Source organism: Lelliottia sp. JS-SCA-14 (genome assembly GCF_035593345.1).
Taxonomy (GTDB): domain Bacteria; phylum Pseudomonadota; class Gammaproteobacteria; order Enterobacterales; family Enterobacteriaceae; genus Enterobacter; species Enterobacter wanjuensis.
On the sequence record NZ_CP141606.1, the window covers coordinates 3,907,992 to 3,932,062 of the forward strand.

Genomic DNA, 24,071 nt, shown 5'->3' on the forward strand with positions numbered 1-24,071 from the left:
AAATAATAAATACCTGTGAATTTGCCTATACAATATTTTTGATTTAGCGATAATTGCTCCTGTCATTCAAATACACGAATGACAGGTATTTACTGGCAATGGATATTATAAGGACATTAAAGAAATGCGTGAATTGAATCAAGCTGAAGTCGAAATGGTAAACGGTGCATGGGCATCTTCTCTTGGCGATGCGATTGAAGGTGCTGTATATGGCGCAGGTGCAGGTTTTTGTACCGGTCTGGCATTAGGTGGCATCAACACCAAATCCGATGGTCTGGGCTTTGGCGTGATCGCTCAAGGCGTTGGCGCGGTTGTCGGTAGCGTGGTCGGCACCGTTGTCGGTGGCGTGGGCGGCTTCCTGTATGGCAAAGACGACATCACCACTTTCGTTGACGGTTACACCGATCAGATTGGTGGCTAAGACCGCCTGACAGAATGGCGATTCTGGCCGCCATTCTGCGGGTGATGCTTAGGGAGGTGGCTTAATCAGCCACCTCCTTTTGTGTAGCCCCATAAAAAAGGGTCTCTGACCGAATAACCGAATCAGAGACCCTTTATTTTGTACACTAAACATAATGACGTTTGACCTCTTAATACCTTACCTTATTCGTTATCTTCCAGACCCTCGACTTTTATCAGTACTTTGTCATCCAGCACTATTTTCCCTTGGGCCTTCAGCTCTGCGACAATTTTCATGACGTAGCTACGCGACAATAAGGTTCGGTCAAGAATATAGTTCGTCAGCCCCACCTTCCTGCGTACTTCAATGGGCTCATCCATTAACGCATAAATCTGTTTGCAGATAATACTGAGCCCAGAACGGGCGGTCAGTTTGACATTGTGATCATTTAAACGGTAAGCGGTATACCCTATTAGGGTGGCTAAATGCTGCCACAAATTATTGTCACTAATGATCTGTCGCGCAGCGCTGGCATCTAACTTCATTGCGATACAATCGGTTTCTGGACGCCAGTAATATTCTTCATTCAGTGGAAACAGAATACTGGTGAGCCCCACAATCATCGGCGCTCGCGAGGTCGTGAGCACCAGATTATCCCGGTTTCGGCAAATTAACCCACGCCCTTCAAATACCAGATAGCAGACGGGTTTCCCGGACTGAACGAGCATTAACTTTTTATTTTTTGTACAGTCAAAGAAAGTCGCAAACGGCGCTAAAGCTTCCATGATCACCTGGTAATCATGTACAGGTTTTTTAATTAACTCAAATTTAGAAAAAACATAAGATTTATCGCACATAGTCAACTCATTTATATAAGTTTTTTAAGAGAGAGTGCGTAAATTAAGGAGCGTTACGCATATTTATTATAATTGAATTCCTCCATAAAACGAATATGGATCAAATTTTGTTTTAAGAACGAAACCAGTAAAGTGAGCATAATCAATTATAGGTCAGTGTCAGCGTCGCGGTTGCATTCGCATTTCCGGCAATCACGGTTGCAGCCGTTTTATAATAGACGGCGCTAAAGATGAGCTCTTCATGGGTCTGCGTACCACCACTGACATATTCGCTTCCGCTTCGGGTTGAACTGACAACGGCAACGTTTTTATTTAAAGGCAAACCGTCGCTTCCGCTATCATAGGTGCGGGTTTTCAGCCCCAGCTGCACACCGATGCCGGACGCAACATCGCTATTGCCAGCACCGGTCAACGCCATCACCGTATGGTTGGCATTGTCACCTGAGGCCTCCACGGCGGTGACCGAAAGGGACACATTCGTGCCAATCTCACACGAGAGATCCACCCCCTGGTCCGGCGCAGAGCCCGCCTTTGTTTGTGCATCAAAATCCGTTACGTTTAAGGTATTAAAATTAAAATTAATTTGCGACGTATCTGCGTTGCAGCCAACGGCTTTGATCACGATCTGCGTATTCTGTAACACGATATTCGACGCAATATCACCATCTGCACTGTGACTGGCGCTTTCACGGAATTCAACCTGTGCCAGCGTGCCGGTGACCTGCAGCGTTCCAGGGGTGATAGGCCCACCGGTGGCCACAAGTTCAACCAAATACTGAGAGTTACGCAGCGTGTGATCATCTTTTGTGCCGCTGCCGGAGTGCCAGTTGTTATCCACTACCGTCGCACCGTCATTGGGGCCCGCCTGGTTCATCGTCGTGACACGCACGCCCAGGCCATTGATATTGGTGGGCATAATTTGTGTTCCCGCCGCGGCATCCACCTGAGGCGAACCGAGATAAAAAAAGCCGACAACATAGGATCTGCCGCATCCCTGGATAGTCAGCTGATCGTTGTTGCCCGGGGACCAACCTGTAGTCGCAATCACCGTACCGGCAGTGTAATTATCATTCGTGATGACAATACTCGGCGGAAGACTCGCGAACGATGTTGAAATATCTTTATCATCGAAGAGCCCGCCCCCGCGCTTGCAGGCGGCGTGGCCAACCGTTGAGAAAAACAGCGCCAACGTCAGCACCAGAAATAATTTTATGTTCATAAATAAACGATTCTTCATAAGAGGGGAAGCAGATTTAACTTAAGCCGTCAGAAATACAGTTTTGTTAAACACTACAGTTATGCGTTACTGATACGTAAAGTTTACCGTTACCGCGGATTTAAAATCACCGGCCGTCGGAGTACCGTGAGGCGTATACATTCTGGCACCCATGGAAAATATTCCTGCATGGGTATCCGTCTGCACCGGGAATGAATATTCCACACCATTTGCCAGATTGACCAGCGCCTTTCCATCCAGATTAAAAAGCTGCAAACCGATATCCGTCGCACCGCCGGAGGCTTCATTGGCATATATCGCGCTCGAAAAAGCCGGGTCGGCGGTATAAGGTGAACCGGTAAAACTCACCGTGGCCTGGGAGACCTGCGGTGAGCACTGTGAAAGTTTTAGCAGCACGACCATGGTGCCGCTATTCCCGCCCGCCACGGAGAGATCCTGACGCGATATCTGGCCAAGATCCACATTCTGAGGAATATCGACCTGACAGGATGCCGCAATTATCTTTCCTGTTACCTGTATCTGGACGGTATCCGTAGAGCCATAGGCAAATAACGAGCCCGTCATTAAAATGGCGAACCAGACAAGGCCGAAAATAGACGTCCACCCAGGATTATTAATGACATTTTTCATGCAGGATAGTGACTCCGGATACTGTTTTCTGTTTCGGCAATGTGTAATTCACCACACACTGATTTTGGTTTCCCTCTCCCCAGCGCGCCAATACTGTGCCTTGTTCTGCCATGCCGGTTAAATAGACCAGCCCGCCGTCACCGACAATCCCGCTGTGGGGATCGTTAATGCCCTGACTATTATCCGGCTGGCTCACCGTTGCGCCAAAAGGCACCGGCTGATTGTTCTCTTTTAACAACGTGAGTAATACACGATTGCCCAGGCTGGTGTTATATCCCGCCTCAACCACCGCGCCGCGCGTTGGGATCACGCTCTTACTGGTCTCTTGTAATTCAACGTCATCACTTTCAAGATTTTCTGTATCCAGAGAAACGACATTTTTATGGTACGGGTTAGCGTAAGTCACGACGGCAAAGCCCTGTTTGTCGGTCTTGACGCCCGTCTGGCTGGAGACAGGCACATCCGCCGCGCCATGCGTATTCACCAGCACCACGGTATCGTTAAAGGGCTGGGAAAGGGTCACGCCCTGTTTGTGGACTAACACCCCGCCCTGAATACCGTAGTTCACGCGCTGGGAATTATTGTCATAAGAATATCCGCCATTCACCTGAGCATAGCGGCCTTTATAACCTGCGAAGGCGTTGCCATTGGTTTGATGCTCCGCATCGGAATAGCCCTCCTGGACGCTCCAGTTCAGGGAGCGGTCATCCAGCGAGGTGCCGGAGGCATTCACGTTATAGGTGGTTGGCCCACCTTTAGCACTGTTCATGCTGTAGCTGACGCTTGCCCCCGGCAGATATTTATCCAGCGGCACGCTGATATTAAACGACAGCTGCTGGTCGTTTTTATCATTAAGGCTTTGACCTTCCTGGCTGGATTGCTGGTTTAAATTATAAATATAGTTAAACCCGTAGCTGATCCCATTCCAGTTATTGTTGTAACTGAGACTCAGGGACGAGGTTCTGCTGTTATCCCAGTAGTTTTCATTAATATAACTGACCGAGACGGATCCATAGACAATATCCTGCGACAATGACAGCTCAGTACGGTTGCGTCGACGATCGCTCATCGATTCGCTATTATAAGAATCCAGGGTATCGCTCAGAGAATAATACCCTTTGGTGGAATAGCGATAACCCGCCACGGTCAGATTGGTGCCGGTATCCAAAAAGTTTTTGCTGTATCGCAGGCGCAGCGACTGGCCGTTCTGGTCTGTCAGCGTCTGCGCGCCGGTCGACGTCTCGGTGCTGCGCACTCTGGCCCAGGCCTGAGTGATATCCGTCGAGATAGCGCCGATATCGCCGAGGTTGATGCCAAGCCCCATGGAGGCCGCGGAATACCCGACATTGGCCTCCTGCAGCCCGCCATAGACCGTGAAACCATGCGGCAGGCCATATACCGCCGTCACCTGGCTAAAGTTCGCCTCTTTGCTGCCGTCGGTTCGGGTTTTGCCCCCGGTCACGCTGTACTCGAAGCTGCCTTCGCGGTGCAACACCGGCAACGACGCGTAGGGAACCACCATAGTCTGAACGCTGCCGTCGGACTCTTTGACGGTCACTTCCATATCCCCACCGCCGCCGGTCGGATACATGTCATCAATGACAAATGCCCCCGGCGCGACGTTGGTTTTATAGATACTGTGGCCGTTCTGAGAAACGGTCACTTCAGCGTTGGTGCGGGCAATACCATGGATCACCGGCGCGTAGCCCTTCAGGCTGTCCGGCGTCATGTTCTCGTCAGACGCCAGCTGCGCGCCGCGAAATGCGATGCTGTCGAAAACATCGCTCTGGGTATTGCTGTCCCCCACCGTCAGCTGGCTTTGCAGCGCCTTTATATCACGGGAAACGTAGTTGTAGACGGAGTCCCACTGGTTCTGGCCCTGATTGTCATGATTCCACGTCGAGTAATTACGAATTCGCCACGGCCCAATATTCAGCCCGGGACGAAAGTTCCCGTACTGACTATTAACGGTTTGTTGTCCGGATTGGCGTGGCATCGTCGTTGACCCGTTCAGGTTATAATTCAATAAAAAGGCATTAATGCCTTCGTCCCATTTTTCAGGCGGAATATAGTCGCGCGCGCGATTAAGTAATGCAGATTGCGGAATGCTTAAATTTAATCTCTGGACGTTAAATTTAAACTCAGCGGCAGCATCACGAATGGCAAGAAGATTGACGCACTGACTTCCTTCTATCGACAGTTCCGGATAGTTGTCGGTATTGACTCCCCAGCTTTTAAGCTGTTCAAGAGACAAGCACGGCATAAGCGCGTCGGCAGCATTAGGGTCATGACTATGATCAAATACAATCTCCAGGGAATCTACCTGTTGATTATTGACGAACACATCAACGCGATATTTCCCGGGTGCCTGTTTGCCATTTTCGAATGCCGACAAATCCGCAGTGGCTAACACGGAATCGGTCATCTCCAGCAAGGCGGGGTTAAAATATTCCCGGGACAAGGCGTATCCGCTATAAATCAGAACCAGCGGTACCATCCATGGTACGGAATGAAAAAAACGCGTGCGACTGTGGATCGTGTAGAAATTAAATCGATGATTGATGCTCATCCCCGGCCATTCCAAAGTCGTTATAAATTCTCCAGGTTAATTTCCCGTCCCCAATGCCAACAGGTAAAACAAAGCTGGCGTCAGAATTTGGGCCCACCCAGGTCGCGCTCTCCACACTTTTTCCGTTGATCTTCACGGTGGCAAAATTCATGTAATAGGGCGTGGGGTTATTCACCACCACCTTGTTACCCGCCATGTGCCAGCTCAATTTTTGCGTCTGCTGTTCGGGATAGGTTCCCGCCAGTTTCGCCGGGCGATAAATTAATTTAATCCGTGAGTTAACGGCGATCTGAATGCTGTTGCTGGCGGCGTTTTCGTTCGCGGCAGCAATACCTTTCACGTTCAGCCAGTACATGCTTTCGTGGTCTTCCGGCATCGGTAAACCCGAGCGCGCAATGCGCAGGACATTTTTATCCCCGGCATCGAGGCGGAATAAAGGCGGCGTAATAATCAGCGCATCTTTCGCGGGCGTGGCGGCGTCTGCGGGGGTGATCCAGGACTGCACCAGGTTCGCGACTTTATCTTTATTTTCGACGGACAAAGAGGTTTCTTTCTTCGTCCCGTCGAATACAACGCGCGTTCCACCCACGGTGACGCTGGCCATCGCGTGCGTGACAGAGAGTGTCGCAAGCAGTATTGCAACAGAGGTATTCACTATTTTCATTCGGGAATTCACAAAGTTGAAGGAGTGCCAGAGGACTCTGGCACTCAACGGCATTATTCGTAGCTGACGGTGTAGGTCACAGCGGAAGAAACATCCCCTTTGGTTGGGGCTGCTGCGCTGGCGACCAGGCTTGCGGTGTAATCAAGGTCTACCGCGCCACCGGTAGGCGGTAAAGTAATCGCGGTGTTGCCGTCGTTATTAATGATGGCGGTGTTTTTGGCGTCTTTAATCAAAATAGCGACGTTGGTCGCCGCGTTGGCACCCGACAGATCGTTTTTAAAATAGGTATCGTCGCCGTCAGTGGTGCCGCTGAATTTAATATAGGCTTTAGTCGGTACGCCTGTAGCTGCTACCGGGCATGAACCCAGAGAGATATTAAAGCTCTTAGGTGCGCCGGTTTGCCCTTTTGCCGCGATATCTGCAGCAGAGGTTTCGCCCAGATCCAGAGTCGCCACGCCGCCATTCACGCTAATGGTACAGGCGGAATCAATGACCTTTCCGGTAAAGGTAATTTTATTGTCAGCATGAGCAGCTAAAGAGGTTGCCAGGGATAAAGCACAGACGAATACCGCTTTATTGAATTTAGAATTCATTGAAATACGACTCCAGATATAAATTTATTTGGCTAATAATATAAATGGGAGATTTACTTCCCGCTGAAGTTACTTTACCAAAGTCTCTGAGCCATTCAGAAGCAGCATATCCTCCTATAAAAGACATGCAGTTACAAATGAGTCCATTTTTGGACAAAATATTGCTAACTTAATGAATTTAAAGCAGTAAGAAAATCATAAGACATGAGCGCCCCTGTAGTTTACACCCTTAAAAAAAAGTAAATATCACTGTTTGATATTAAATTATTTATATCGCTCTTTTCCTGGACGATAAAAGAGTTATAAAAAACAGGTTTTGATGTAATACTATGGGCACTTAATGATAATAGATAATACTAGATAAAAGAGGAGGTTTATATGCGGAATTTTACCATCAATGATTCGCTGACATTTGATCGATGCGGTGAGGTGGTGATCTTAAATAATTATTCCGAATATAAAAACTGGTATCTGTCACGCTATGACCTGAGCATGTTTGCGCCAGATGAAATCGCTGCCCTGCTTGAGGATGAACAACCCGACAGCTACCCCTGCATTCCCTACATCACCGAGAACTACGACAGCATTTGTTATTTCTGTCTGGATCTCATCAAGTTACTGAGCGTCGCAGTCCACTAAATCAGATTGTTTCACAGGAAAGAGACAAGGAAGTCAGATGTTACCAGAGGTAAAGATGGAGCGGGCGAAGGGAATCGAACAACCTCCCTTAACAGCCTTGAAAGATCTCAAAACTGGTAGTTGATGACGGAGATTGTAGAGGAAAAATCTCATGTCTATCAAGGCCCAATCTTATTTATATCCTACTGCTGACGGCGTTTGGATGTTCCAGATCTTCATTCCGGTGTACATGCGCCACATCTTCGGAGGGAAACGCCTGTACCGGAAATCTACAGGCACCAGGGATCTGACAGCAGCAAAACATTTCCGTAATCACATGCTGATCGAGTGGAAAACTCTGAAAGAACAGTATTCCCCGGATACGGAGGAAAGGCGCATACAACACGCCATCGCAGGACTGCATAAGCAAGCCACATTACGCGCCCCACTCCAAACAGTACCGACACTAACCACTATCCGCGATCAATACGCGGACAAATACAGAGACAAGCGCTCATTCTCGACGCTGGCTAAATCTGCTCGCGCCGTCGAGGTGTTTCTCGCATCGCTGGATCGGGTAGATGTTAAAATCACTGAGATCAGACGGTCACAAGTGACGATGTTCATCAACCAGCAGGGCAAGAAAGCCCCTCAAACCGTCCAGAACTGGCTAACGTGCCTGGGGAGCCTGTACGAGTATGCTCGGAGAAGTCATGACGACATAGCGCCGGATAACCCGTTTCACGGCATGAACCTCGAAGCGAGGGCGACGATTGAAAGTTATCAGCCGTTCGATCCTGACCAGATGCAAAAGCTACTGGATTCAGCAGAGCCAGAGATCAGGAACATTATCACTATGGGACTCTTTTCAGGATGCCGCCTTGATGAACTGGCAAGCCTCAAGAAGTCAGAGATCCAAACGGTGGAAGGTGTACGCTGTTTCTACATCTCGAAGTCAAAGACCAAAGCGGGGATCAGGCATGTCCCTATTCACTCCCGGCTATCTGAGATTGTCGATGACTATTTGAGTCACGCTTACGGCGAATACCTGTTTCCACAGGCTAACAGGATTAACCGGAAGGACGGCAAGAAAGGCCCCTTCTACTCTCAAGCGTTCACCAGACTACGCCGTCGTGTGCTTCCTACAGCCACAGACCGCCAATGCTTCCACAGCTTGCGCGGTATGTTCATAACCTGCTTAGACCGTGCAGGAGTACCAGAACAGCGGATCGGAGCCATAACGGGACACACAGACCAGAAATCGAAGACGGAAGCCTTCCGCACCTATTCCCAGGGCGCGAGCATGGAGGAGCTAAAAAAACATGTGGAAATCGTTAATTTTTTATGGTAATGGCTTGACTTTCAGTAAGGAAATGTGCTACCCTACACACGAAGTTCGCGAGCGAAGCGAGGGAGGTTTGTTATCCCGAAGGGATAGAGCTACCTTTGTACAATAGTATTCTTTCATGTTAGTCATGAAAGAGAGAGTATGTCTGTTCCTGTGTATCAATCACTACTCAGGTGTACTCTCTACCTCCGATCTGAATTAACCATTAGCCTACCCTGATAATAATCTGTTCTTGTTACTACCTGATGTAGCTACGTAGGTATGAGTAATCCGAAGTCATGCACTGATCCAACTATCATAAACTTAACCTTTATAATAATCCCTTCCTGTTACTCACCGATAACCACCACCAGAGATCCATCTCGATGAGATTCCAGAGTATGCTGGAGAGTCGTCTCGATGATTACCGTCTTCATTTAACCACGTCCACCAGCAGCCCCTGAACGCATTACAGCCTGTCTCCCTGACGTTCACCCATCCTTTGAGAGAAAGCAGCACACAACGCAGCAGACGAAGCGAGAGCAGCGCCCAAACTGGCACATCGTGCAGCCGTCGCCCTTCTCACTGGTGCAACATCCAGAAGATGATTCCCAGAGCCACCAGCGGCGCTACCTGACGTTGTGGAGAGTGGAAGCCCCCCGATCAAATGCCTACGCTCTAATGAGTGCTCCGGGCCGTTCTCTCTGACAGCTTCACTGTATTCCCACTATCCACTTCCGACCATGCAGATCCAGACAATACAACTCTCAAATCACATTTAAATACAAAAGTCAACAAAAACAACTTGACAAAAAGTGCTTTTTCCTGTATTATAAATCATATAGGGAAGCAATGTTGAAACGGTGCTCATTCGTCACATGGTATGAGCGTACCCCATCGGGGAATACACGCGAGATCTCGCCGCCTTTTATAGAATCTACTCCCCTAACGCTATTCCCATAGTAGCAAGCATGACCGTGCGCAACGTCGTACACTCTCCGCAGAATAAAGCCTCCAGGTTGCCGAATGTTTTTCTCCTTAGCCCAGAACCCGATCTGGGTGGTTGTGTTGGACATTTGGATCAATCCTTCCTGGGGGCTTTCCTGCATTTGAACATAAGGAAAATCATTACAGTTGAAAAGTCAGACATTAAAAACCATTGCCGAATGGCTCCCCCGCTTTGAGTTCCACGTTTACCGCGACAGGCTACGCCAGTACGGAATGCCAACCACCCCGCAGCGAGTAGCGTTTATGTATTGGGCTGAGGAAGTGATGCAACATTGCTTCACCTTCGAGGACTTCGTAAACGAGTGGAGCAATGGCAACGATCACCGCGAAATCAACAGATGGTTGCAATCCTGCTACATCGGCATGGAGTTTTACCAGGGCAAAACGTATTACGTAACGTCTTACCTCGTCGGTGGGAAGAGTCCGTTTTATTGCCCACGCTGCAACCGCATCAACATCAAACGACTATTAGAAATCAAGGAGAAACAAAAGCGTGACTAAACTACCAGCCGCATTAATGCGTGAAGTAAAAGCAGAATTTAAGGCCCAGCGCGAAAGTTACATTTCAGGATACATTGAAGCCCATCTGTCTGATGTGTTCAGCATCTCAGACTTCTACCCTGTGATCCTCACCACGCTACAGCAAGCTATCCTCGACGGGTACACCATAGCCGACTATAACCGTCAGCCGTTCTATAACGCCGGGGAACCTGCAATTCGCATTGTGTTGAACCGCAAGCAAGATGAAATCGAGGCTGACCGTACTGCCCTCACCACAGAGGCAGAAGCCCAGCTTATGGCGTCCCTGATGGCTCAAGCAGAAGAATATTACACCCAAGCCGTAGCCGAAGAGGAACGCCGCCAACATGCAGAAGCAGCCGCGCAAGCCGCAGCAGCAGCCGAGGCCCAGACGTTCGCCTGCCGTTTACGTGTCGCCCTCGTGGACACTGCGAGGTAAGGGACAGGTTATGTTCATTCACTATGCTCAGAAGAGAAACCCGGCGAAGCTCTCTCAGAAAAGCGCCAGCGCCTATCGCCAGATGATGACCGCCGAACAGGGCGGGAAAGATTTCATAACAGGCTCGCCACTGACAGATCCAGTTATTGACCACGACCACAGAACAGGGCATTGCCGCCTTATCCTGAACCGTGTAACGAATGCCATTGAAGGCGATTTCAATCGCATCTTGTCTCGCATTGCCTACCGTGAAGACTTCACACCGCTCTTGTGGGAAGTTTATTTCGGTCATCATAGCGATCTGTACGATGAGTTATACGACGCAGCGCTCGACCGCAGGAACGGCTTTCTCAAAGAAGATGACTTCGGATTTATCTTAAAACAGTTTGCGGTGTATTACGCCGTCCGCTTTGACCAACTTCACCACCTGGAGTATTACCGATGACCAAAAACCCGCAACAATCCTTAGCCTGGTTAAAGCACTATTGGAGCCACCAGCAACAGGACATGCAGAAATCAGAAATCAAGCTCGAACCACTGAACAAGCCAGAGTTATTCGACAAAGCAGTAGATAAAATCACCATTGGTCAGTTCTATCAGTGGTTACTTTCCGAAGGCTACATCTTCAAAACTAAGGATAACAAATAATGTTGAAACTCATTATTGCACGCGACGTGCTCAGCTGGATTGATGCAAATAAGGGCGAGGACAGCCGCCCAACATTCATTATTAAAACTTTACGAAATGCTATGAACGAGGGCACTGATGACAGAAAAGCAACAAATAAGACCACTGATTGACCATTTACAAGCAGAAAAGTACGGGTTTATCAGCGCTCAAGGTAAAATACTCCTCCACCACATCCCCACGAATACAAATCACTGTCTGGACATTCTCGAAAGGGAATACCATTTATCAACTGGTAGAAAGTGGCGGCGGGATTATTTAAACCTTCTTTGGGATCACATTCCATTCATCAAAGTTTGCGATTTCAACCCGGCGAAGCCATACGGTATCGATCAGAATGGAACCCTGAATACGTTCAGGCGCTGGCACAGCGACAAGACACCAGCCGCAGATCTGACTCTCTGGCTTGAGTATCTGGCGAGGCTCTTCCCTGACCAGGCAGACCGCGACACAGTGAGCGCATACATGGCGCACATGTTCCAGCACCCGGAACAGCGCCCAAGCTGGCACATCGTTATTCCGAGTGATACCGGGACAGGCAAAGGTTTTTTGTTCAATCAAATCCTCTCGCCGCTCCTGATGCACCAGACAACGCTTTACTCCAACTACGGCACCCTGACGGGCGTCCACAATGATGCGATGGCCCGTACAATCCTGATCCTGTTCGATGACCCACCGCCAGCCAGACGTAACATGGCAGATCGGTTAAAAAGCATCCAGACTGAACCGATGATCGAGATTAACAGGAAGTATGAGCAGCCTCGAAAGGTAGCCACTTACACCCGGTTTTTCACGTTCAGCAACAGTGAGAGTCCGATTGAAGTGGAGGCGAATGATCGCCGCCATTACTGCACCCATTACATACGCCACCGGGCGAATAGGGAAGAAACAGCAGAGTTTATTGCCCGTCTTGCTGATTGGCTCGCCGTGGGCGGTCTGGAAGCCGTACACGCCTGGCTAATGGCTTACCCGTTGGAATCCTTCAATCCGTATCGCCCACCTTTCAGTTTGGCACTTGAGCGCATGAAACAAGCCAGCATCACGGAAGAGCAGAACGAAGCGGAGATCTTCACCGGAGAAAATCCGGCGTTTGCATTCCAGGCATTTCATGACGCTTGCCCATCATTCCCACGACCACAGGATGCGAGTCAATGGCTACGTGATAACGGGTACATGAGCGCCAGAGTGAGCACTCGCGCAGGGCTTAAATCAGTCTGGTATCAAGCGCCGCAGGACGGCAGCAGCAAGATCCCGGAGAGTGTTCTCTCCTGGTTTGTTGATAAGTATTACCCGGCCCAGTGATCAGGGCTACAGGGCTATGGTTTTAGCCCTGTATTTTGAAATCCGCGCCGCCACTGGCCTGATCAGGGCTACAAGGCTAACAGGGCTATTTATCAAGTATTCTTAGATCTTTATCGACTTCACCGTTTTTATAACGGGGAGAGGAGACTCCCGCCAGAGTTTCCCGCAAGGCATTAGCCGCCCCATTTCCGCCGCTCGCCGTGACGTTCGTCATGGTGTAGCGATCTGCTGAACAAGTATTAAAAAGCAAATCTTTAAATCACTCATACAGCGAGTCTGTACTTGCGCCCCATCCGGGCGGCGAGGGTAGCCGCACACATTCCCGCCCAGAAAGTGCCAGCGCACAGCCAGGGCATCAAAACAAATCACTTTTATTCAGGAGGCCATGTAATGGCACGACGCAGCAAAGCTGTATACGAAGAATTTTTCCAAAATGGGCGCAAGGCACAGCGCATAGAAGAAGTTGAGCGCCAGCTTATGAACACAGACCACCAGAACCACCGTCAGCTTGAAGCGGAGGAACTCAGCACGGAAAACATGGAAGACCATTTCCCTCGTGTTATTCCAAACACGCCAATCATCGAGTGGTTGCCGGGATACTACATCCATCGCCTTGAGTGGGAAGCGTACCGCGACGGGCGCAGCGTGATAGACGCGCAAGAACCGCGCCAGACGGTTGACCCGGAGCTAATCTCGTACCAGTGGAATCACTTTGTAGTTAACTCACGCTTTCCGTGGAAGCTGGAAGATCACGCCATCGTTTACACCTTCGTTTAGCGTTTTACTTTTCGAGAGAGTCCCAGCGAACCGCAGAAACTATCCCCCAGTTGCCGTTTGCATTTGGTCGCTTCCATTTCGCAGTCTCCATCTTACGCAGGTAGTCTAAAGCCTCTTCGAAAATTAGAAACCTCTTAAGGTTATCAGCCTCGCCAACGACATAAGACCGATCCCGATTACTCGCAAGCCCCGGATTAAAACAAGTGCCGTCCTTCGCATACGGAACAATCACAATCTCTGTATTTTCAGTTTGATTAGATGCAAAGAGTTGCCATGCTTCAACCCCAAGCGCACGAGCCAATGTCTCAATAGCATCAAGCGACGCATTTGACGTCCCTCGTTCAATCCTGCTCATGTAGCTACGAGCAAACCCACAGCGATCAGCAAATGCTTCCTGGCTAAGACCAGAAGCAATGCGAAGCTGTTTAACTCTTTGTCCAAACAAGGCTCTTAGATTCTTTTGCATCTGCTAAAGATGCAAGTTTAGACCTCTAATCAGCCACGCTCTAATCGTGACATTTCGAACTAATGTTGTATGATTTGCTCCTTCCACAGAACACAAACCAGGAACATTATGAAAAAGATTCTTATGGCGGCAGTATTGATTGCGACGGCGACTAACGCTTACGCGTTGAGCCACGGGGATAGAGCCACCCTAAAAGAAGGAACATTTAACTGTAAGAAGCTGACCGATTTTTACGAGATGATCAGTAACATTCAGGACAAAGACCAGCAAGGTATGATTGGTCTCATTACTTCCGGTAAATGCCGTCTCCTAAAAGAATCGATGACAGTTGAGATTCAGAACGTAGACGAAAAGGGTTTTGTTTCCTTCATCACTCCAGGTGGTCACGGTGGCTGGGCTGTTCAACAGTTTTTTGAAGAGTAATCCCCTTCTATCTCTTAATGGCGTGAATACTCACGCCATCACACAAGCGTAGCATTTGAGTATACATTAACACTACGCAATAAAAGTGGCTTAAAGGGCGTAGCTTAAATAGTGTTTGACTACTTAAACACTACATGTGATTATACTACAACCCAAACGCTACATTAGGACTACCTGATGACCACCAGCCGAGTTTATGCCTATCTCCGCGCCTCCACCAAAGAGCAGGACGCTACACGCGCCAAAACAGCATTGGCAGAGTTCGCTACCGCTCACAATCTGGGCCACGTCACCTACTTCATTGAGAACGTGAGCGGAGCCAGCTTACAGCGCCCGGAGCTGATGCGTCTGATCGACATAGCCGCACCCGGTGACATTCTGTTAGTGGAACAAGTAGACCGCCTGAGCCGACTCAATGCTGAGGACTGGGAAACGCTGAAAACCCAAATCGGTAGTAAAGGCTTGCGAGTGGTTGCTCTCGACCTGCCTACCAGTCATGTAGTGTTAGCCGCACACGGTGAGTTTATGCAATCCATGATGAAAGCTATCAACGGTATGATGTTAGAAATGCTGGCAGCAATCGCCCGTAAAGACTACACAGACCGCCGCCGCCGTCAGGCTGAGGGTATCAGCAAGGCGAAAGCTGAGGGCGCTTACAAGGGCCGCCCAGTGAACGACAAGCTACACGAACAGATCCGCGCATTTCATGAAGCAGGTAAGACTAAGAGCGAGATCCATCGCCTCACAGGTGCAGCCCGAACCACCATTAACAAAGTGCTTGTGGCGTAAGCCACTGCCTAACAAGACTCCTTCCAGGGCTTGGTACGCCCTGCCAACCCACCACCAGCCCCCTGATATTTGGGCGGGATGGGCGTGAGAAATGGATACGTCACGAAAACGATGCTGAACAGTCCAAGTAACCGCGCAGCGGCTCTTCAACAATCAAGTAGAAAAACTACAGTTACGGCAAAACCAGTAATTATCGCTCATTTCATCACGAGCTGAAAATAGTTTCATGTGTGTTTTGATTTGTTTAACCTCATAACATTGAGGACAAAATGGAATCTGATCGCCTTCCTTCCACCACAAACCATGCTTGAAGGTATAAGTCGATTTATCTTTTAAATCATCTTCAAGTACTTTGATTTTTTGCTCTGCGTCGAACAATAGAGTCTGTATTGCCACGGTTTCGATCTTGGCATTGGCAAGTTCAACCACCAGGTTCGCCAGCTCAAGTTTTAACTTTGCCTTGTCCAGTTCATCGCTGTTATTCGCCAGTTTCTGGGTGATGCTAACCGCTTTATCAAGAATCCCTATAGCCGCCGCCGTGCTTGCTAATACTCCTGCCATACTGGCTAACCTCCTATTATCAAAATACAGACGGAATAATCGCGCTCTTTACTGGCAATGTTTGTCAAACCACTGGCGGATTTTATCGGTGTTGGTACCCTCCTCGTGTTTGGCAACAGCCCACGAAGCAAAGTTATTTTGATACTTCTCGTAAAAACCACCAACGGGGTATTCAATCCCTTTTGCTACAAAAGCCTTAACAAACTTTTGCTCTGCTACTTGTTTCTGACGGTTTGAAAAATCTACAGAATAGCGAGGCGCGTTAACAATGAAATGGCAATAAACCCCACTCAGTATGTCGGTATCATTTAACATTGGGGGAGTCTGGCAAGCCCAAACTTCTTGAATAATGGATGTGTTGCCAGCAGTCGTCTTATAGAGAGTCGCCTCCTTCCCTTTGCTCCTGCAAAAGTCTCCAACCAATGACATCACAATTTCTGCATTTTCTGCATCCCGGTATCGAGCAGTCACTAACCACCCCAGGGCCTGATCATAGCTCTCCGAGTAGGTCGGCACATCTAAGTGCTCTTGTCGCTGCGAGTACCCATTACAACCGATGCAAACAGCACAGAAAAAAAGAGATAACTCCTTAATACGCATGATCCACCGTCAATGGTTTGTTTTTCAAGCTATCTTAGCGGTCAGATTGTTCCTGGACAAGAATGAACGCACAGGTTAAATGCTGACAATTCTTTACAAATTCAAAACGCGAAGCGCAACTCAAATAACACATTGTTTTTTAACGAAATAAAATAAATTGCAACTTATTTGTTTACCCCTCAGGTAATTAGTGTATAATTATAAAGATTTTGTTGTTGCCTCACGACGCCGCAAAAGTGTATCTTTTCTTCAATCATTGGAGGAAATACCTATGCGTGTCAGTTTGCTAATAATTATCTTCTTTCTCAGCGCCTTGATTATCGTTCAATTTGCATTGAAGCCAGATACTACAGCCCTCTCATTGGCAACTTTAGTCGGTTCATTGACTGCATTCTTGAAGTTAATCGAACCCCATTTAGCACAGTAAATTTGGCATTAGAGGTTTAACTGCGAAAGAATGAAATCAGCCCTTTCCTCTATAGGCAAACAAGGCAACTCCAGCAACTTATAACCATACCGCTGGTATGTTTCGACCATAGAATGGTAAGTAAGCACAGCATCCTCGAAAGATTGCTTTCGCTCGGCATCCTGCACATAGATTTCACGCCAGGGTGGCGCGATAAACACAGTGCGATTATAACGAAACTCAGCAATGGCACTTTTCAAGTGCTTTGGGGTTGGAAGTTCAGAGAGATACAAGTAACCAGCAACATCTGGAACCCCACGGTCATAGAAACAAGGTTCTGTTAACTCTTCAACCTCATGCCACGAGCGCATTTCCCAGCAGAGCATAAGCTCCGCAAATGCAGTTTGATCAGCCCACGGCAATGCACCGCCGCCAATCCTCACCTGATCTTGTATCACTGCCCTACCCGCCTCCGTAGAACACCAATACCCTCGTTTATTGAGTTCATCAATCACGGTGCTTTTACCTGAACCAGGACCACCAGTGATGATAATACGTTGCAGTTGTTTCGAAGACATAGATTCTCCTACGAGTGATTATGAGATTTTAGACAATAGAAGCCATAAAGCCCCGTTAGTGGTAAGGAGACAAGCGGAGCGTAGCGACTTCATCAGATTGTCAAAAGGATCACACCTTATCAGGGTGCTCGTGTACCGTTAGGAGCGTGAGCGAAGCGCTGGCAGAGCCGGATCTGTAGCTACCGGAGCAATACCACTATTCACCTGTTTACGCAGCCACAAGGCCGCACATCGGGCTTAAAATGCGTATGATCAGTCTGGTGTAAGAGACAATGCCCGGACCAGGCTTTTCCTTCACGTTGTGCTATCGCGGTGTGAGGTTGGAACTGCCGCCGTCGAATAGTTATACTCTTACTTCCATAGTAACTATCCGTGACAACTAACAGTGTACCTCTTGTTGGTAGATCGTCGTTCAATGGTAGAACGATCATAGACAACTTATGTTAAGTAAGTTGTTGATAGCGAAACACATTTAAGCCAGTAGCTGGCGGTGTTTTGCAACAAGGGGAGAGATCTGGAGCGGGCGAAGGGAATCGAACCCTCGTATAGAGCTTGGGAAGCTCTCGTTCTACCATTGAACTACGCCCGCTTTGAGGTGCGTAAAGCATTATAGACCTTACGCCTGTCTGCACAAGCCTCATCGCTGCTAACCGGTGATTAATTAACCATTTAGCACTTCGTTTTGCTGCCCTGCTTCGGAAGATAACGCTGTGGATCGATTGCCGTTGCCCGGTAACGGATCTGGAAATGCAGCGCAACAGAGCTCGCCCCCGTACTCCCCATCGTCGCAATCTTCTGTCCGGCCTTCACATTTTGCCCGTTATTCACCAGCAGCGTGTCGTTATGCGCATACGCGGTGATGTAATCTTCCCCGTGCTTAATCATGATCAGGTTGCCGTAACCGCGCAGCTGATCGCCCACATAAACCACCTTCCCTGCACCCGACGCATACACCGGTGTCCCGCGCGCATTCGCGATATCAATCCCTTTATTGCCGCCCTCGGAGGTGGAATACGGGGTGATCACTTTCCCGCTGGCAGGCCACACCCAGCAGCGCTGTCCGACAGGTGGCCATGAGGATTGCGGCACGGCGTACGACGGCGTCACTTTGGCCGTTTTGCCTTTGGATGAGGATTTTTTGCCTGACGAGCTGCTGCCGTTAACCTTGAGCTTTTGCCCGATCTCAATGGTGTACGGCGGCGAGATGCCGTTCATGCTGGCCAGATCGCGCACGCTGGTGCCGGTCATGCGGGAAATTTTGGAGAGCGTATCCCCGCGCTGAACGGTATAGACCGAGCCGCTGTAGCTTCCGTCAGAGCCTGATTTACTGCCCGAGCACCCTGCCAACATTAACGTCAGCATCAGGCAGATCAGGGCAATCAGGGGATTTCTTGTCAGGCTTCCTGCAAACAAAGCGGCTCCTCGGTCAGCGTAAATGGCGTCCTATGATAGCAGCCTGAATTCTGTTGCCAATCTTTGCTGCAAGATGCTTTCCGCCACCGGGAGCCAACCCGTCCGTGAAAGAGTGCGATATAATGTCAGCATCCCGTCGTTCGGGTACTGGAGTCGGAATGAGCATACAAGAACACGTCATTTTGGTTAATGACCAGGGAGAGGTCATCGGCACGCAGGAAAAGTACGCCGCCCATACATCGCACACCCCACTGCATCTGGCGTTCTCAACATGGTTGTTTAACGACCAGGGAGAATGCCTCGTCACCCGCCGCGCACTGAGCAAAAAAGCCTGGCCCGGCGTCTGGACGAACTCCGTCTGTGGGCACCCACAAACCGGCGAAAGTACCGAGCACGCGCTGATTCGCCGCTGCCGCTACGAAATTGGTGCCGAAATCGCCCACCTGACGCCCGTCGCAGTCGATTTCCGCTACTGTGAAACCGACCCTTCCGGGATCGTCGAAAACGAAATCTGCCCGGTGTTTGCGGCAAAGCTCGTCGGCACGATCACGCTCAACCCTGATGAAGTGATGGCGGTGCAGTGGGTTGAACTGGAATCCCTGCTGTGCGCAATCAACGCAACGCCCTGGGCGTTCAGCCCGTGGATGGTGTCGCAGGTGGCTATCGCCCAAGAGAAGCTCAGGCAGTTCGCCGCCGACTTGCAGCCATAAAAAAAGCCCCGACGCGATAAACGTCGGGGCTTTTTGCCACTCAGTGACTTATTTAACCGGACGCATCGCCGGGAACAGGATCACGTCGCGGATGGTGTGGCTGTTGGTGAACAGCATCACCATACGGTCAATACCAATGCCCAGACCTGCGGTCGGTGGCAGGCCGTGCTCCAGCGCGGTGACGTAGTCTTCGTCGAAGAACATCGCTTCGTCGTCGCCCGCTTCTTTCGCGTTAACCTGATCCTGGAAGCGCTGCGCCTGATCCTGCGCATCGTTCAGCTCGCTAAAGCCGTTACCGATTTCGCGACCACCGATGAAGAATTCAAAGCGGTCGGTGATTTCCGGGTTTTCGTCGTTACGACGCGCCAGCGGAGACACTTCTGCCGGGTATTCGGTGATGAAGGTTGGCTGAATCAGGTGCGCTTCGGCCACTTCTTCGAAGATCTCGGTCACGATGCGGCCCAGACCCCAGCTCTTCTCAACTTTGATGCCGATGCTGGTCGCGATGGCTTTCGCCGAGTCGAAGTTATCCAGGTCAGCCATGTTGGTCTCTGGACGATACTTCTTGATCGCTTCGCGCATGGTCAGTTTGACGAATGGCTTACCAAAGTCGAACACCTCTTCGCCGTAAGGCACTTCAGTGGTGCCGAGAATATCCTGCGCCAGGGTGCGGAACAGAGACTCGGTCAGTTCGATCAGGTCTTTGTAATCTGCATACGCCATATAGAGTTCCATCATGGTGAACTCTGGGTTATGACGTACGGAGATGCCTTCGTTACGGAAGTTACGGTTGATTTCGAACACGCGTTCAAAACCGCCAACCACCAGACGTTTCAGGTACAGTTCCGGCGCGATACGCAGGTACATGTCCAGATCCAGCGCGTTGTGATGGGTGATGAACGGACGGGCAGACGCGCCGCCTGGGATCACCTGCATCATTGGCGTTTCGACTTCCATAAAATCACGGCCAACCATGAACTGACGGATACCCGCCATAATCTGGGAACGGATTTTGAAGGTTTTGCGGGATTCATCGTTAGAGATGAGATCCAGGTAGCGCTGACGATAGCGCGCTTCCTGATCCTGCAGGCCGTGGAATTTATCCGGCAGCGGACGCAGTGCTTTCGTCAGCAGACGCAGTTCGGTGCAGTGGATGGACAGCTCGCCGGTCTTGGTCTTGAACAGCTTGCCTTTCGCGCCCAGGATATCGCCCAGGTCCCACTTCTTGAACTGCTCGTTGTAGATGCCTTCTGGCAGATCGTCACGGGAAACGTACAGCTGAATACGGCCACCGACGTCCTGTAACGTCACGAAAGACGCTTTACCCATCACGCGACGGGTCATCATGCGGCCTGCAACGGACACTTCAACGTTCAGCGCTTCCAGCTCTTCGTTTTCTTTCGCGTCGAAGTCAGCGTGCAGCTGGTCTGAGGTATGATCGCGACGGAAATCGTTCGGGAATGGGATACCCTGCTCACGCAGTGCAGCCAGCTTTTCGCGACGGGTTTTCAGTTCGTTATTAAGATCGACTACCGCGTCAGTGCCCTGTGCTTGTTGTTCAGACATGTTGGTTCCTCATAACCCTGCTTTCAAACTTGCTTCGATAAATTGGTCCAGGCTGCCGTCCAGCACCGCCTGCGTGTTACGGGTTTCAACCCCGGTACGCAAGTCTTTGATACGGGAGTCATCAAGGACGTAAGAACGAATCTGGCTGCCCCAGCCGATGTCAGATTTGTTATCTTCCATCACCTGTTTCTCAGCATTCTTCTTCTGCATTTCCAGTTCATAAAGCTTCGCTTTCATCTGCTTCATGGCCTGGTCTTTGTTCTTATGCTGCGAACGGTCGTTCTGGCACTGCGTCACCGTGTTGGTCGGGAGGTGGGTAATACGCACTGCCGATTCCGTACGGTTAACGTGCTGACCACCCGCACCGGATGCGCGGTAAACGTCGATACGCAGGTCCGCCGGATTGATTTCGATATCGATATCTTCATCCACTTCCGGATAGACAAACGCAGAGCTAAAAGAGGTGTGACGACGGCCGCCGGAATCGAACGGGCTCTTACGCACCAGGCGGTGAACGCCCGTTTCGGTACGCAGCCAGCCGTAGGCGTAATCACCAATGATCTTGATGGTGATGGATTTAAGACCCGCCACTTCACCTTCAGACTCTTCAATGATTTCGGTTTTGAAGCCGCGCGCTTCTGCCCAACGCAGATACATACGCGCCAGCATGCTCGCCCAGTCCTGTGCTTCTGTCCCGCCAGAACCGGCCTGGATATCGAGATAGCAGTCAGCGCTGTCGTACTCGCCAGAGAACATACGGCGGAATTCGAGCTGCGCCAGTTTCTCTTCCAGCACGTCGAGTTCAGCGATGGTTTCGTTAAAGGTCTCTTCGTCGTCGGCTTCGACGGCGAGTTCCAGCAGACCGGAAACATCTTCCAGCCCCTGTGTCATTTGATCCAGCGTTTCAACGATGGCTTCGAGGGAGGAACGCTCTTTACCCAGCGCCTGTGCGCGTTCAGGTTGGTTCCAGACGTCGGGCTGTTCCAGCTCGGCGTTTACTTCTTCAAGACGCTCTTTCTTGGCATCGTAGTCAAAGATACCCCCGAAGAACGCTAGAACGTTCCGTGAGGTCTTGAATGCGGTTTTTTACCGGATTAATTTCAAACATGGTCTGTTTTCTTTATTGGACTAGTCAAAATGCGGTGATAAGAGCGGGATTGTACCGAATCCACGCTCTTTTTTATAGAGAATAGTGCCGCTAAATTGGCCAGATATGATCGATGATAATCTGCAAACTGCGATTACCGCGAAACTCGTTAATATCGAGTTTGTAAGCCAGTTCGACTTCGCGCACGCCGTTATCGGGCCAGACGGCGGTATCGACGTTAAAGGCGATGCCATCCAGCAGCGGGCCACCGTTCACCGGCTCGACCATCACTTTGAGATGACGCTCGCCCACCAGACGCTGTTGCAGCAGGCGAAAACGCCCGTCAAACAGTGGCTCCGGGAACATCTGCCCCCACGGACCGGCGTCGCGCAGCATCTGCGCCACTTCCATGGTCATCTCCGCGCCGGACAGCGCACCGTCAGAGACCACTTCGCCCTGCAGCAAGGCCGGGTCCAGCCAGTCGGTGACCAACTCGCCGAAGAGCCGCTGGAACTCGTCGAACTTCGCCTCTTCCAGGGATAACCCCGCCGCCATCGCGTGGCCGCCGAATTTGATCATCAGCCCAGGATGAAGCGTGTCCAGACGCTCCAGCGCATCGCGCATGTGCAGCCCCTGAATGGAACGGCCCGAGCCTTTCAGCGTGCCGTCGCCCGCAGGCGCAAAGGCGATCACCGGACGGTGGAAACGCTCTTTGATGCGCGAGGCCAGAATTCCGACCACGCCCTGGTGCCACTCCGGGTGGTACATCGCGAGTCCACCGGGCAGCGTGTCGGTGCTACGCTCGAGTTTTTCGCACAGGGTCAGGGCTTCGGCCTGCATCCCCTGCTCGATCTCTTTGCGCGTCTGGTTCAGCGCGTCGAGTTCATTGGCCAGAACGCGGGCTTCGCCGATGTTGTCGCAGAGCAGCAGCGCCACGCCAACGGACATATCATCCAGTCGCCCTGCCGCATTCAGACGCGGCCCGAGGGCAAACCCGAGATCGCTTGCCGCCAGCTTCAGCGGATCGCGATTGGAAATTTCGAGCAGGGCTTTAATCCCCGGACGACATTTCCCCGCCCGGATGCGGCCCAGCCCCTGCCAGGTCAGAATACGGTTGTTGGTATCGAGCGGCACCACGTCCGCCACCGTACCGAGGGCAACTAAATCGAGATACTCGGCCAGATTTGGGATCGCAATGCCGCGCGCCTCAAACCAGCCTTTATCCCGCAGCAATGCACGCAGGGCCAGCATCAGGTAAAACGCCACGCCCACGCCCGCCAGCGATTTCGACGGGAAGTCGCAGTCGCGCAGGTTCGGGTTAATGATGGCTTCGGCTGCCGGGAGGGTTTCACCCGGCAGGTGGTGATCGGTGACCACGACCGGGATCCCCAGATCGTGCGCGCGATCGACGCCGGCATGGGAGGAGATCCCGTTATCGACGGTCAGGATCATTTGCGCCCCGCGAGCGTGAGCCTGATCGACCACTTCCGGGCTGAGGCCGTAACCGTCTTCAAAACGGTTCGGCACCAGATAAGTGACGTTATCGCAGCCCAGCGCGCGCAGGCTGAGGACGCTCAGGGCGGTGCTGGTCGCGCCATCGGCATCGAAATCGCCGACGACGACAATCCGCGTCCCTTCGCGCAGGGCGTCATAAAGGATCTCTGTCGCTTTTTCGATGCCGCTGAGCTGCTGCCAGGGCAGCATCCCTTTGACACTGCGCTCCAGTTCCGTGGCCGCGCGAACGCCGCGCCCGGCGTATAAACGGCGCAGGAGCGGTGAGAGATCGGCGGGTAACTCAATACTTTCATCCACCTCACGGCGGCGCAATTTTGTTTGGGCTTTCAC

Annotated in this window: 26 protein-coding genes and 1 tRNA gene; 12 read left to right on the forward strand and 15 right to left on the reverse strand. The window is 50.7% G+C overall.

The window, feature by feature from the left end; all coding sequences use genetic code 11:
• The first annotated feature begins 124 nt into the window (after positions 1-124).
• Positions 125-421 (forward strand): hypothetical protein, encoded by a 297-nt coding sequence (locus U9O48_RS18145; protein ID WP_282494444.1) that lies wholly within the window; start codon positions 125-127, stop codon positions 419-421.
• Between the two features lie 182 nt (positions 422-603).
• Here the strand turns inward: U9O48_RS18145 and U9O48_RS18150 are convergent, their stop codons facing one another.
• The 6 genes from U9O48_RS18150 to U9O48_RS18175 all read right to left on the reverse strand — a co-directional run bounded on the left by U9O48_RS18150 (position 604) and on the right by U9O48_RS18175 (position 6,950).
• Positions 604-1,257, reverse strand: coding sequence for a helix-turn-helix domain-containing protein (locus U9O48_RS18150; RefSeq protein WP_282494443.1), 654 nt, complete (start codon positions 1,255-1,257; stop codon positions 604-606).
• A gap of 142 nt (positions 1,258-1,399) precedes the next feature.
• A complete protein-coding gene (locus tag U9O48_RS18155) occupies positions 1,400-2,476 on the reverse strand; it encodes a type 1 fimbrial protein (RefSeq protein ID WP_324722938.1) in 1,077 nt (358 codons plus the stop codon).
• Positions 2,477-2,560: 84 nt separating this feature from the next.
• On the reverse strand, positions 2,561-3,124 hold the full coding sequence (locus tag U9O48_RS18160) for a fimbrial protein (RefSeq protein WP_324722939.1): 564 nt from the start codon (positions 3,122-3,124) through the stop codon (positions 2,561-2,563).
• Positions 3,108-5,693: a fimbria/pilus outer membrane usher protein gene (locus tag U9O48_RS18165; protein WP_416382094.1), complete on the reverse strand. Its 2,586-nt coding sequence runs from the start codon at positions 5,691-5,693 to the stop codon at positions 3,108-3,110. Before U9O48_RS18165 ends, U9O48_RS18160 begins: the two co-directional genes overlap by 17 nt.
• Positions 5,671-6,357 carry a fimbrial assembly chaperone gene (locus U9O48_RS18170; protein WP_285143785.1) on the reverse strand — a complete coding sequence of 229 codons (687 nt, stop codon included), beginning with the start codon at positions 6,355-6,357 and terminating at the stop codon, positions 5,671-5,673. The genes U9O48_RS18165 and U9O48_RS18170 overlap by 23 nt, the downstream gene beginning before the upstream one ends.
• Before the next feature lie 53 nt (positions 6,358-6,410).
• The gene (locus U9O48_RS18175; protein ID WP_324722941.1) at positions 6,411-6,950 is read right to left on the reverse strand and encodes a fimbrial protein; all 540 of its coding nucleotides are present in this window, start codon (positions 6,948-6,950) and stop codon (positions 6,411-6,413) included.
• 378 nt (positions 6,951-7,328) lie between these two features.
• On the opposite strand from U9O48_RS18175, the gene U9O48_RS18180 reads away from it, so the two are divergent.
• The 8 genes from U9O48_RS18180 (at position 7,329) to U9O48_RS18215 (ending at position 13,627) form a co-directional block, all read left to right on the forward strand.
• Complete coding sequence (locus tag U9O48_RS18180; RefSeq protein ID WP_282494438.1) at positions 7,329-7,589, forward strand: hypothetical protein; 261 nt, start codon at positions 7,329-7,331, stop codon at positions 7,587-7,589.
• 151 nt (positions 7,590-7,740) lie between these two features.
• Entirely contained in the window at positions 7,741-8,919 is a 1,179-nt protein-coding gene (locus tag U9O48_RS18185) for a site-specific integrase (RefSeq protein ID WP_043876088.1), read from the forward strand.
• Positions 8,920-10,029: 1,110 nt separating this feature from the next.
• Positions 10,030-10,404 carry a hypothetical protein gene (locus tag U9O48_RS18190; protein ID WP_043876086.1) on the forward strand — a complete coding sequence of 125 codons (375 nt, stop codon included), beginning with the start codon at positions 10,030-10,032 and terminating at the stop codon, positions 10,402-10,404.
• Positions 10,397-10,861, forward strand: coding sequence for a hypothetical protein (locus U9O48_RS18195; RefSeq protein ID WP_324722942.1), 465 nt, complete (start codon positions 10,397-10,399; stop codon positions 10,859-10,861). Before U9O48_RS18190 ends, U9O48_RS18195 begins: the two co-directional genes overlap by 8 nt.
• 10 nt (positions 10,862-10,871) lie before the next feature.
• On the forward strand, positions 10,872-11,306 hold the full coding sequence (locus U9O48_RS18200) for an endonuclease domain-containing protein (RefSeq protein WP_043876084.1): 435 nt from the start codon (positions 10,872-10,874) through the stop codon (positions 11,304-11,306).
• Positions 11,303-11,509 carry a hypothetical protein gene (locus tag U9O48_RS18205; RefSeq protein ID WP_043876083.1) on the forward strand — a complete coding sequence of 69 codons (207 nt, stop codon included), beginning with the start codon at positions 11,303-11,305 and terminating at the stop codon, positions 11,507-11,509. The genes U9O48_RS18200 and U9O48_RS18205 overlap by 4 nt, the downstream gene beginning before the upstream one ends.
• A gap of 117 nt (positions 11,510-11,626) precedes the next feature.
• On the forward strand, positions 11,627-12,850 hold the full coding sequence (locus U9O48_RS18210; RefSeq protein WP_324722944.1) for a primase-helicase family protein: 1,224 nt from the start codon (positions 11,627-11,629) through the stop codon (positions 12,848-12,850).
• A 390-nt stretch (positions 12,851-13,240) separates the two neighbouring features.
• Positions 13,241-13,627 carry a hypothetical protein gene (locus U9O48_RS18215; RefSeq protein WP_043876081.1) on the forward strand — a complete coding sequence of 129 codons (387 nt, stop codon included), beginning with the start codon at positions 13,241-13,243 and terminating at the stop codon, positions 13,625-13,627.
• A gap of 4 nt (positions 13,628-13,631) precedes the next feature.
• On the opposite strand, the gene U9O48_RS18220 is transcribed toward U9O48_RS18215, so the two are convergent.
• A complete protein-coding gene (locus tag U9O48_RS18220) occupies positions 13,632-14,093 on the reverse strand; it encodes a helix-turn-helix domain-containing protein (protein ID WP_015386388.1) in 462 nt (153 codons plus the stop codon).
• 108 nt (positions 14,094-14,201) lie between these two features.
• Here U9O48_RS18220 and U9O48_RS18225 point away from each other — a divergent pair, with 108 nt between their 5' ends.
• Positions 14,202-14,516 (forward strand): hypothetical protein, encoded by a 315-nt coding sequence (locus tag U9O48_RS18225; RefSeq protein ID WP_015386387.1) that lies wholly within the window; start codon positions 14,202-14,204, stop codon positions 14,514-14,516.
• A gap of 177 nt (positions 14,517-14,693) precedes the next feature.
• A complete protein-coding gene (locus U9O48_RS18230; protein WP_180240729.1) occupies positions 14,694-15,305 on the forward strand; it encodes a recombinase family protein in 612 nt (203 codons plus the stop codon).
• Positions 15,306-15,458: 153 nt separating this feature from the next.
• On the opposite strand, the gene U9O48_RS18235 is transcribed toward U9O48_RS18230, so the two are convergent.
• From U9O48_RS18235 to actS, 5 genes are all read right to left on the reverse strand, one after another.
• The gene (locus tag U9O48_RS18235) at positions 15,459-15,866 is read right to left on the reverse strand and encodes a hypothetical protein (protein ID WP_155006780.1); all 408 of its coding nucleotides are present in this window, start codon (positions 15,864-15,866) and stop codon (positions 15,459-15,461) included.
• Between the two features lie 48 nt (positions 15,867-15,914).
• A complete protein-coding gene (locus tag U9O48_RS18240; protein ID WP_180240730.1) occupies positions 15,915-16,466 on the reverse strand; it encodes a hypothetical protein in 552 nt (183 codons plus the stop codon).
• A 435-nt stretch (positions 16,467-16,901) separates the two neighbouring features.
• Positions 16,902-17,450 carry an AAA family ATPase gene (locus U9O48_RS18245; protein ID WP_180240731.1) on the reverse strand — a complete coding sequence of 183 codons (549 nt, stop codon included), beginning with the start codon at positions 17,448-17,450 and terminating at the stop codon, positions 16,902-16,904.
• Positions 17,451-17,965: 515 nt separating this feature from the next.
• Positions 17,966-18,039 (reverse strand) — tRNA-Gly (locus U9O48_RS18250).
• An 80-nt stretch (positions 18,040-18,119) separates the two neighbouring features.
• Positions 18,120-18,863 carry an amidase activator ActS gene (gene actS, locus U9O48_RS18255; RefSeq protein WP_324722947.1) on the reverse strand — a complete coding sequence of 248 codons (744 nt, stop codon included), beginning with the start codon at positions 18,861-18,863 and terminating at the stop codon, positions 18,120-18,122.
• Between the two features lie 158 nt (positions 18,864-19,021).
• On the opposite strand from actS, the gene idi reads away from it, so the two are divergent.
• Positions 19,022-19,573 carry an isopentenyl-diphosphate Delta-isomerase gene (gene idi / locus U9O48_RS18260; RefSeq protein ID WP_324722948.1) on the forward strand — a complete coding sequence of 184 codons (552 nt, stop codon included), beginning with the start codon at positions 19,022-19,024 and terminating at the stop codon, positions 19,571-19,573.
• A gap of 48 nt (positions 19,574-19,621) precedes the next feature.
• Here the strand turns inward: idi and lysS are convergent, their stop codons facing one another.
• From lysS to recJ, 3 genes are all read right to left on the reverse strand, one after another.
• On the reverse strand, positions 19,622-21,139 hold the full coding sequence (gene lysS, locus U9O48_RS18265) for a lysine--tRNA ligase (RefSeq protein ID WP_282494435.1): 1,518 nt from the start codon (positions 21,137-21,139) through the stop codon (positions 19,622-19,624).
• Positions 21,140-21,148: 9 nt separating this feature from the next.
• Positions 21,149-22,247, reverse strand: a protein-coding gene (prfB, locus tag U9O48_RS18270; protein ID WP_282494434.1) for a peptide chain release factor 2 whose coding sequence is annotated in 2 segments (ribosomal slippage) — positions 21,149-22,171 and positions 22,173-22,247 — 1,098 coding nt in all. Because the reading frame shifts where the segments join, the coding sequence is not laid out codon by codon here.
• A gap of 90 nt (positions 22,248-22,337) precedes the next feature.
• Positions 22,338-24,071 carry a single-stranded-DNA-specific exonuclease RecJ gene (gene recJ / locus U9O48_RS18275; protein ID WP_285143790.1) on the reverse strand — a complete coding sequence of 578 codons (1,734 nt, stop codon included), beginning with the start codon at positions 24,069-24,071 and terminating at the stop codon, positions 22,338-22,340.

Coding starts and splice junctions, on each gene's coding strand:
- U9O48_RS18185 (WP_043876088.1), top strand. CDS start 7,741: ATGTCTATCAAGGCCCAATCTTATTTATATCCTACTGCTGACGGCGTT.
- U9O48_RS18145 (WP_282494444.1), top strand. CDS start 125: ATGCGTGAATTGAATCAAGCTGAAGTCGAAATGGTAAACGGTGCATGG.
- U9O48_RS18180 (WP_282494438.1), top strand. CDS start 7,329: ATGCGGAATTTTACCATCAATGATTCGCTGACATTTGATCGATGCGGT.
- U9O48_RS18215 (WP_043876081.1), top strand. CDS start 13,241: ATGGCACGACGCAGCAAAGCTGTATACGAAGAATTTTTCCAAAATGGG.
- U9O48_RS18220 (WP_015386388.1), bottom strand. CDS start 14,093: ATGCAAAAGAATCTAAGAGCCTTGTTTGGACAAAGAGTTAAACAGCTT.
- U9O48_RS18225 (WP_015386387.1), top strand. CDS start 14,202: ATGAAAAAGATTCTTATGGCGGCAGTATTGATTGCGACGGCGACTAAC.
- lysS (WP_282494435.1), bottom strand. CDS start 21,139: ATGTCTGAACAACAAGCACAGGGCACTGACGCGGTAGTCGATCTTAAT.
- U9O48_RS18165 (WP_416382094.1), bottom strand. CDS start 5,693: ATGAGCATCAATCATCGATTTAATTTCTACACGATCCACAGTCGCACG.
- U9O48_RS18230 (WP_180240729.1), top strand. CDS start 14,694: ATGACCACCAGCCGAGTTTATGCCTATCTCCGCGCCTCCACCAAAGAG.
- U9O48_RS18160 (WP_324722939.1), bottom strand. CDS start 3,124: ATGAAAAATGTCATTAATAATCCTGGGTGGACGTCTATTTTCGGCCTT.
- U9O48_RS18200 (WP_043876084.1), top strand. CDS start 10,872: ATGTTCATTCACTATGCTCAGAAGAGAAACCCGGCGAAGCTCTCTCAG.
- U9O48_RS18210 (WP_324722944.1), top strand. CDS start 11,627: ATGACAGAAAAGCAACAAATAAGACCACTGATTGACCATTTACAAGCA.
- U9O48_RS18155 (WP_324722938.1), bottom strand. CDS start 2,476: ATGAACATAAAATTATTTCTGGTGCTGACGTTGGCGCTGTTTTTCTCA.
- U9O48_RS18235 (WP_155006780.1), bottom strand. CDS start 15,866: ATGGCAGGAGTATTAGCAAGCACGGCGGCGGCTATAGGGATTCTTGAT.
- idi (WP_324722948.1), top strand. CDS start 19,022: ATGAGCATACAAGAACACGTCATTTTGGTTAATGACCAGGGAGAGGTC.
- U9O48_RS18245 (WP_180240731.1), bottom strand. CDS start 17,450: ATGTCTTCGAAACAACTGCAACGTATTATCATCACTGGTGGTCCTGGT.
- U9O48_RS18205 (WP_043876083.1), top strand. CDS start 11,303: ATGACCAAAAACCCGCAACAATCCTTAGCCTGGTTAAAGCACTATTGG.
- U9O48_RS18150 (WP_282494443.1), bottom strand. CDS start 1,257: ATGTGCGATAAATCTTATGTTTTTTCTAAATTTGAGTTAATTAAAAAA.
- U9O48_RS18175 (WP_324722941.1), bottom strand. CDS start 6,950: ATGAATTCTAAATTCAATAAAGCGGTATTCGTCTGTGCTTTATCCCTG.
- U9O48_RS18240 (WP_180240730.1), bottom strand. CDS start 16,466: ATGCGTATTAAGGAGTTATCTCTTTTTTTCTGTGCTGTTTGCATCGGT.
- U9O48_RS18170 (WP_285143785.1), bottom strand. CDS start 6,357: ATGAAAATAGTGAATACCTCTGTTGCAATACTGCTTGCGACACTCTCT.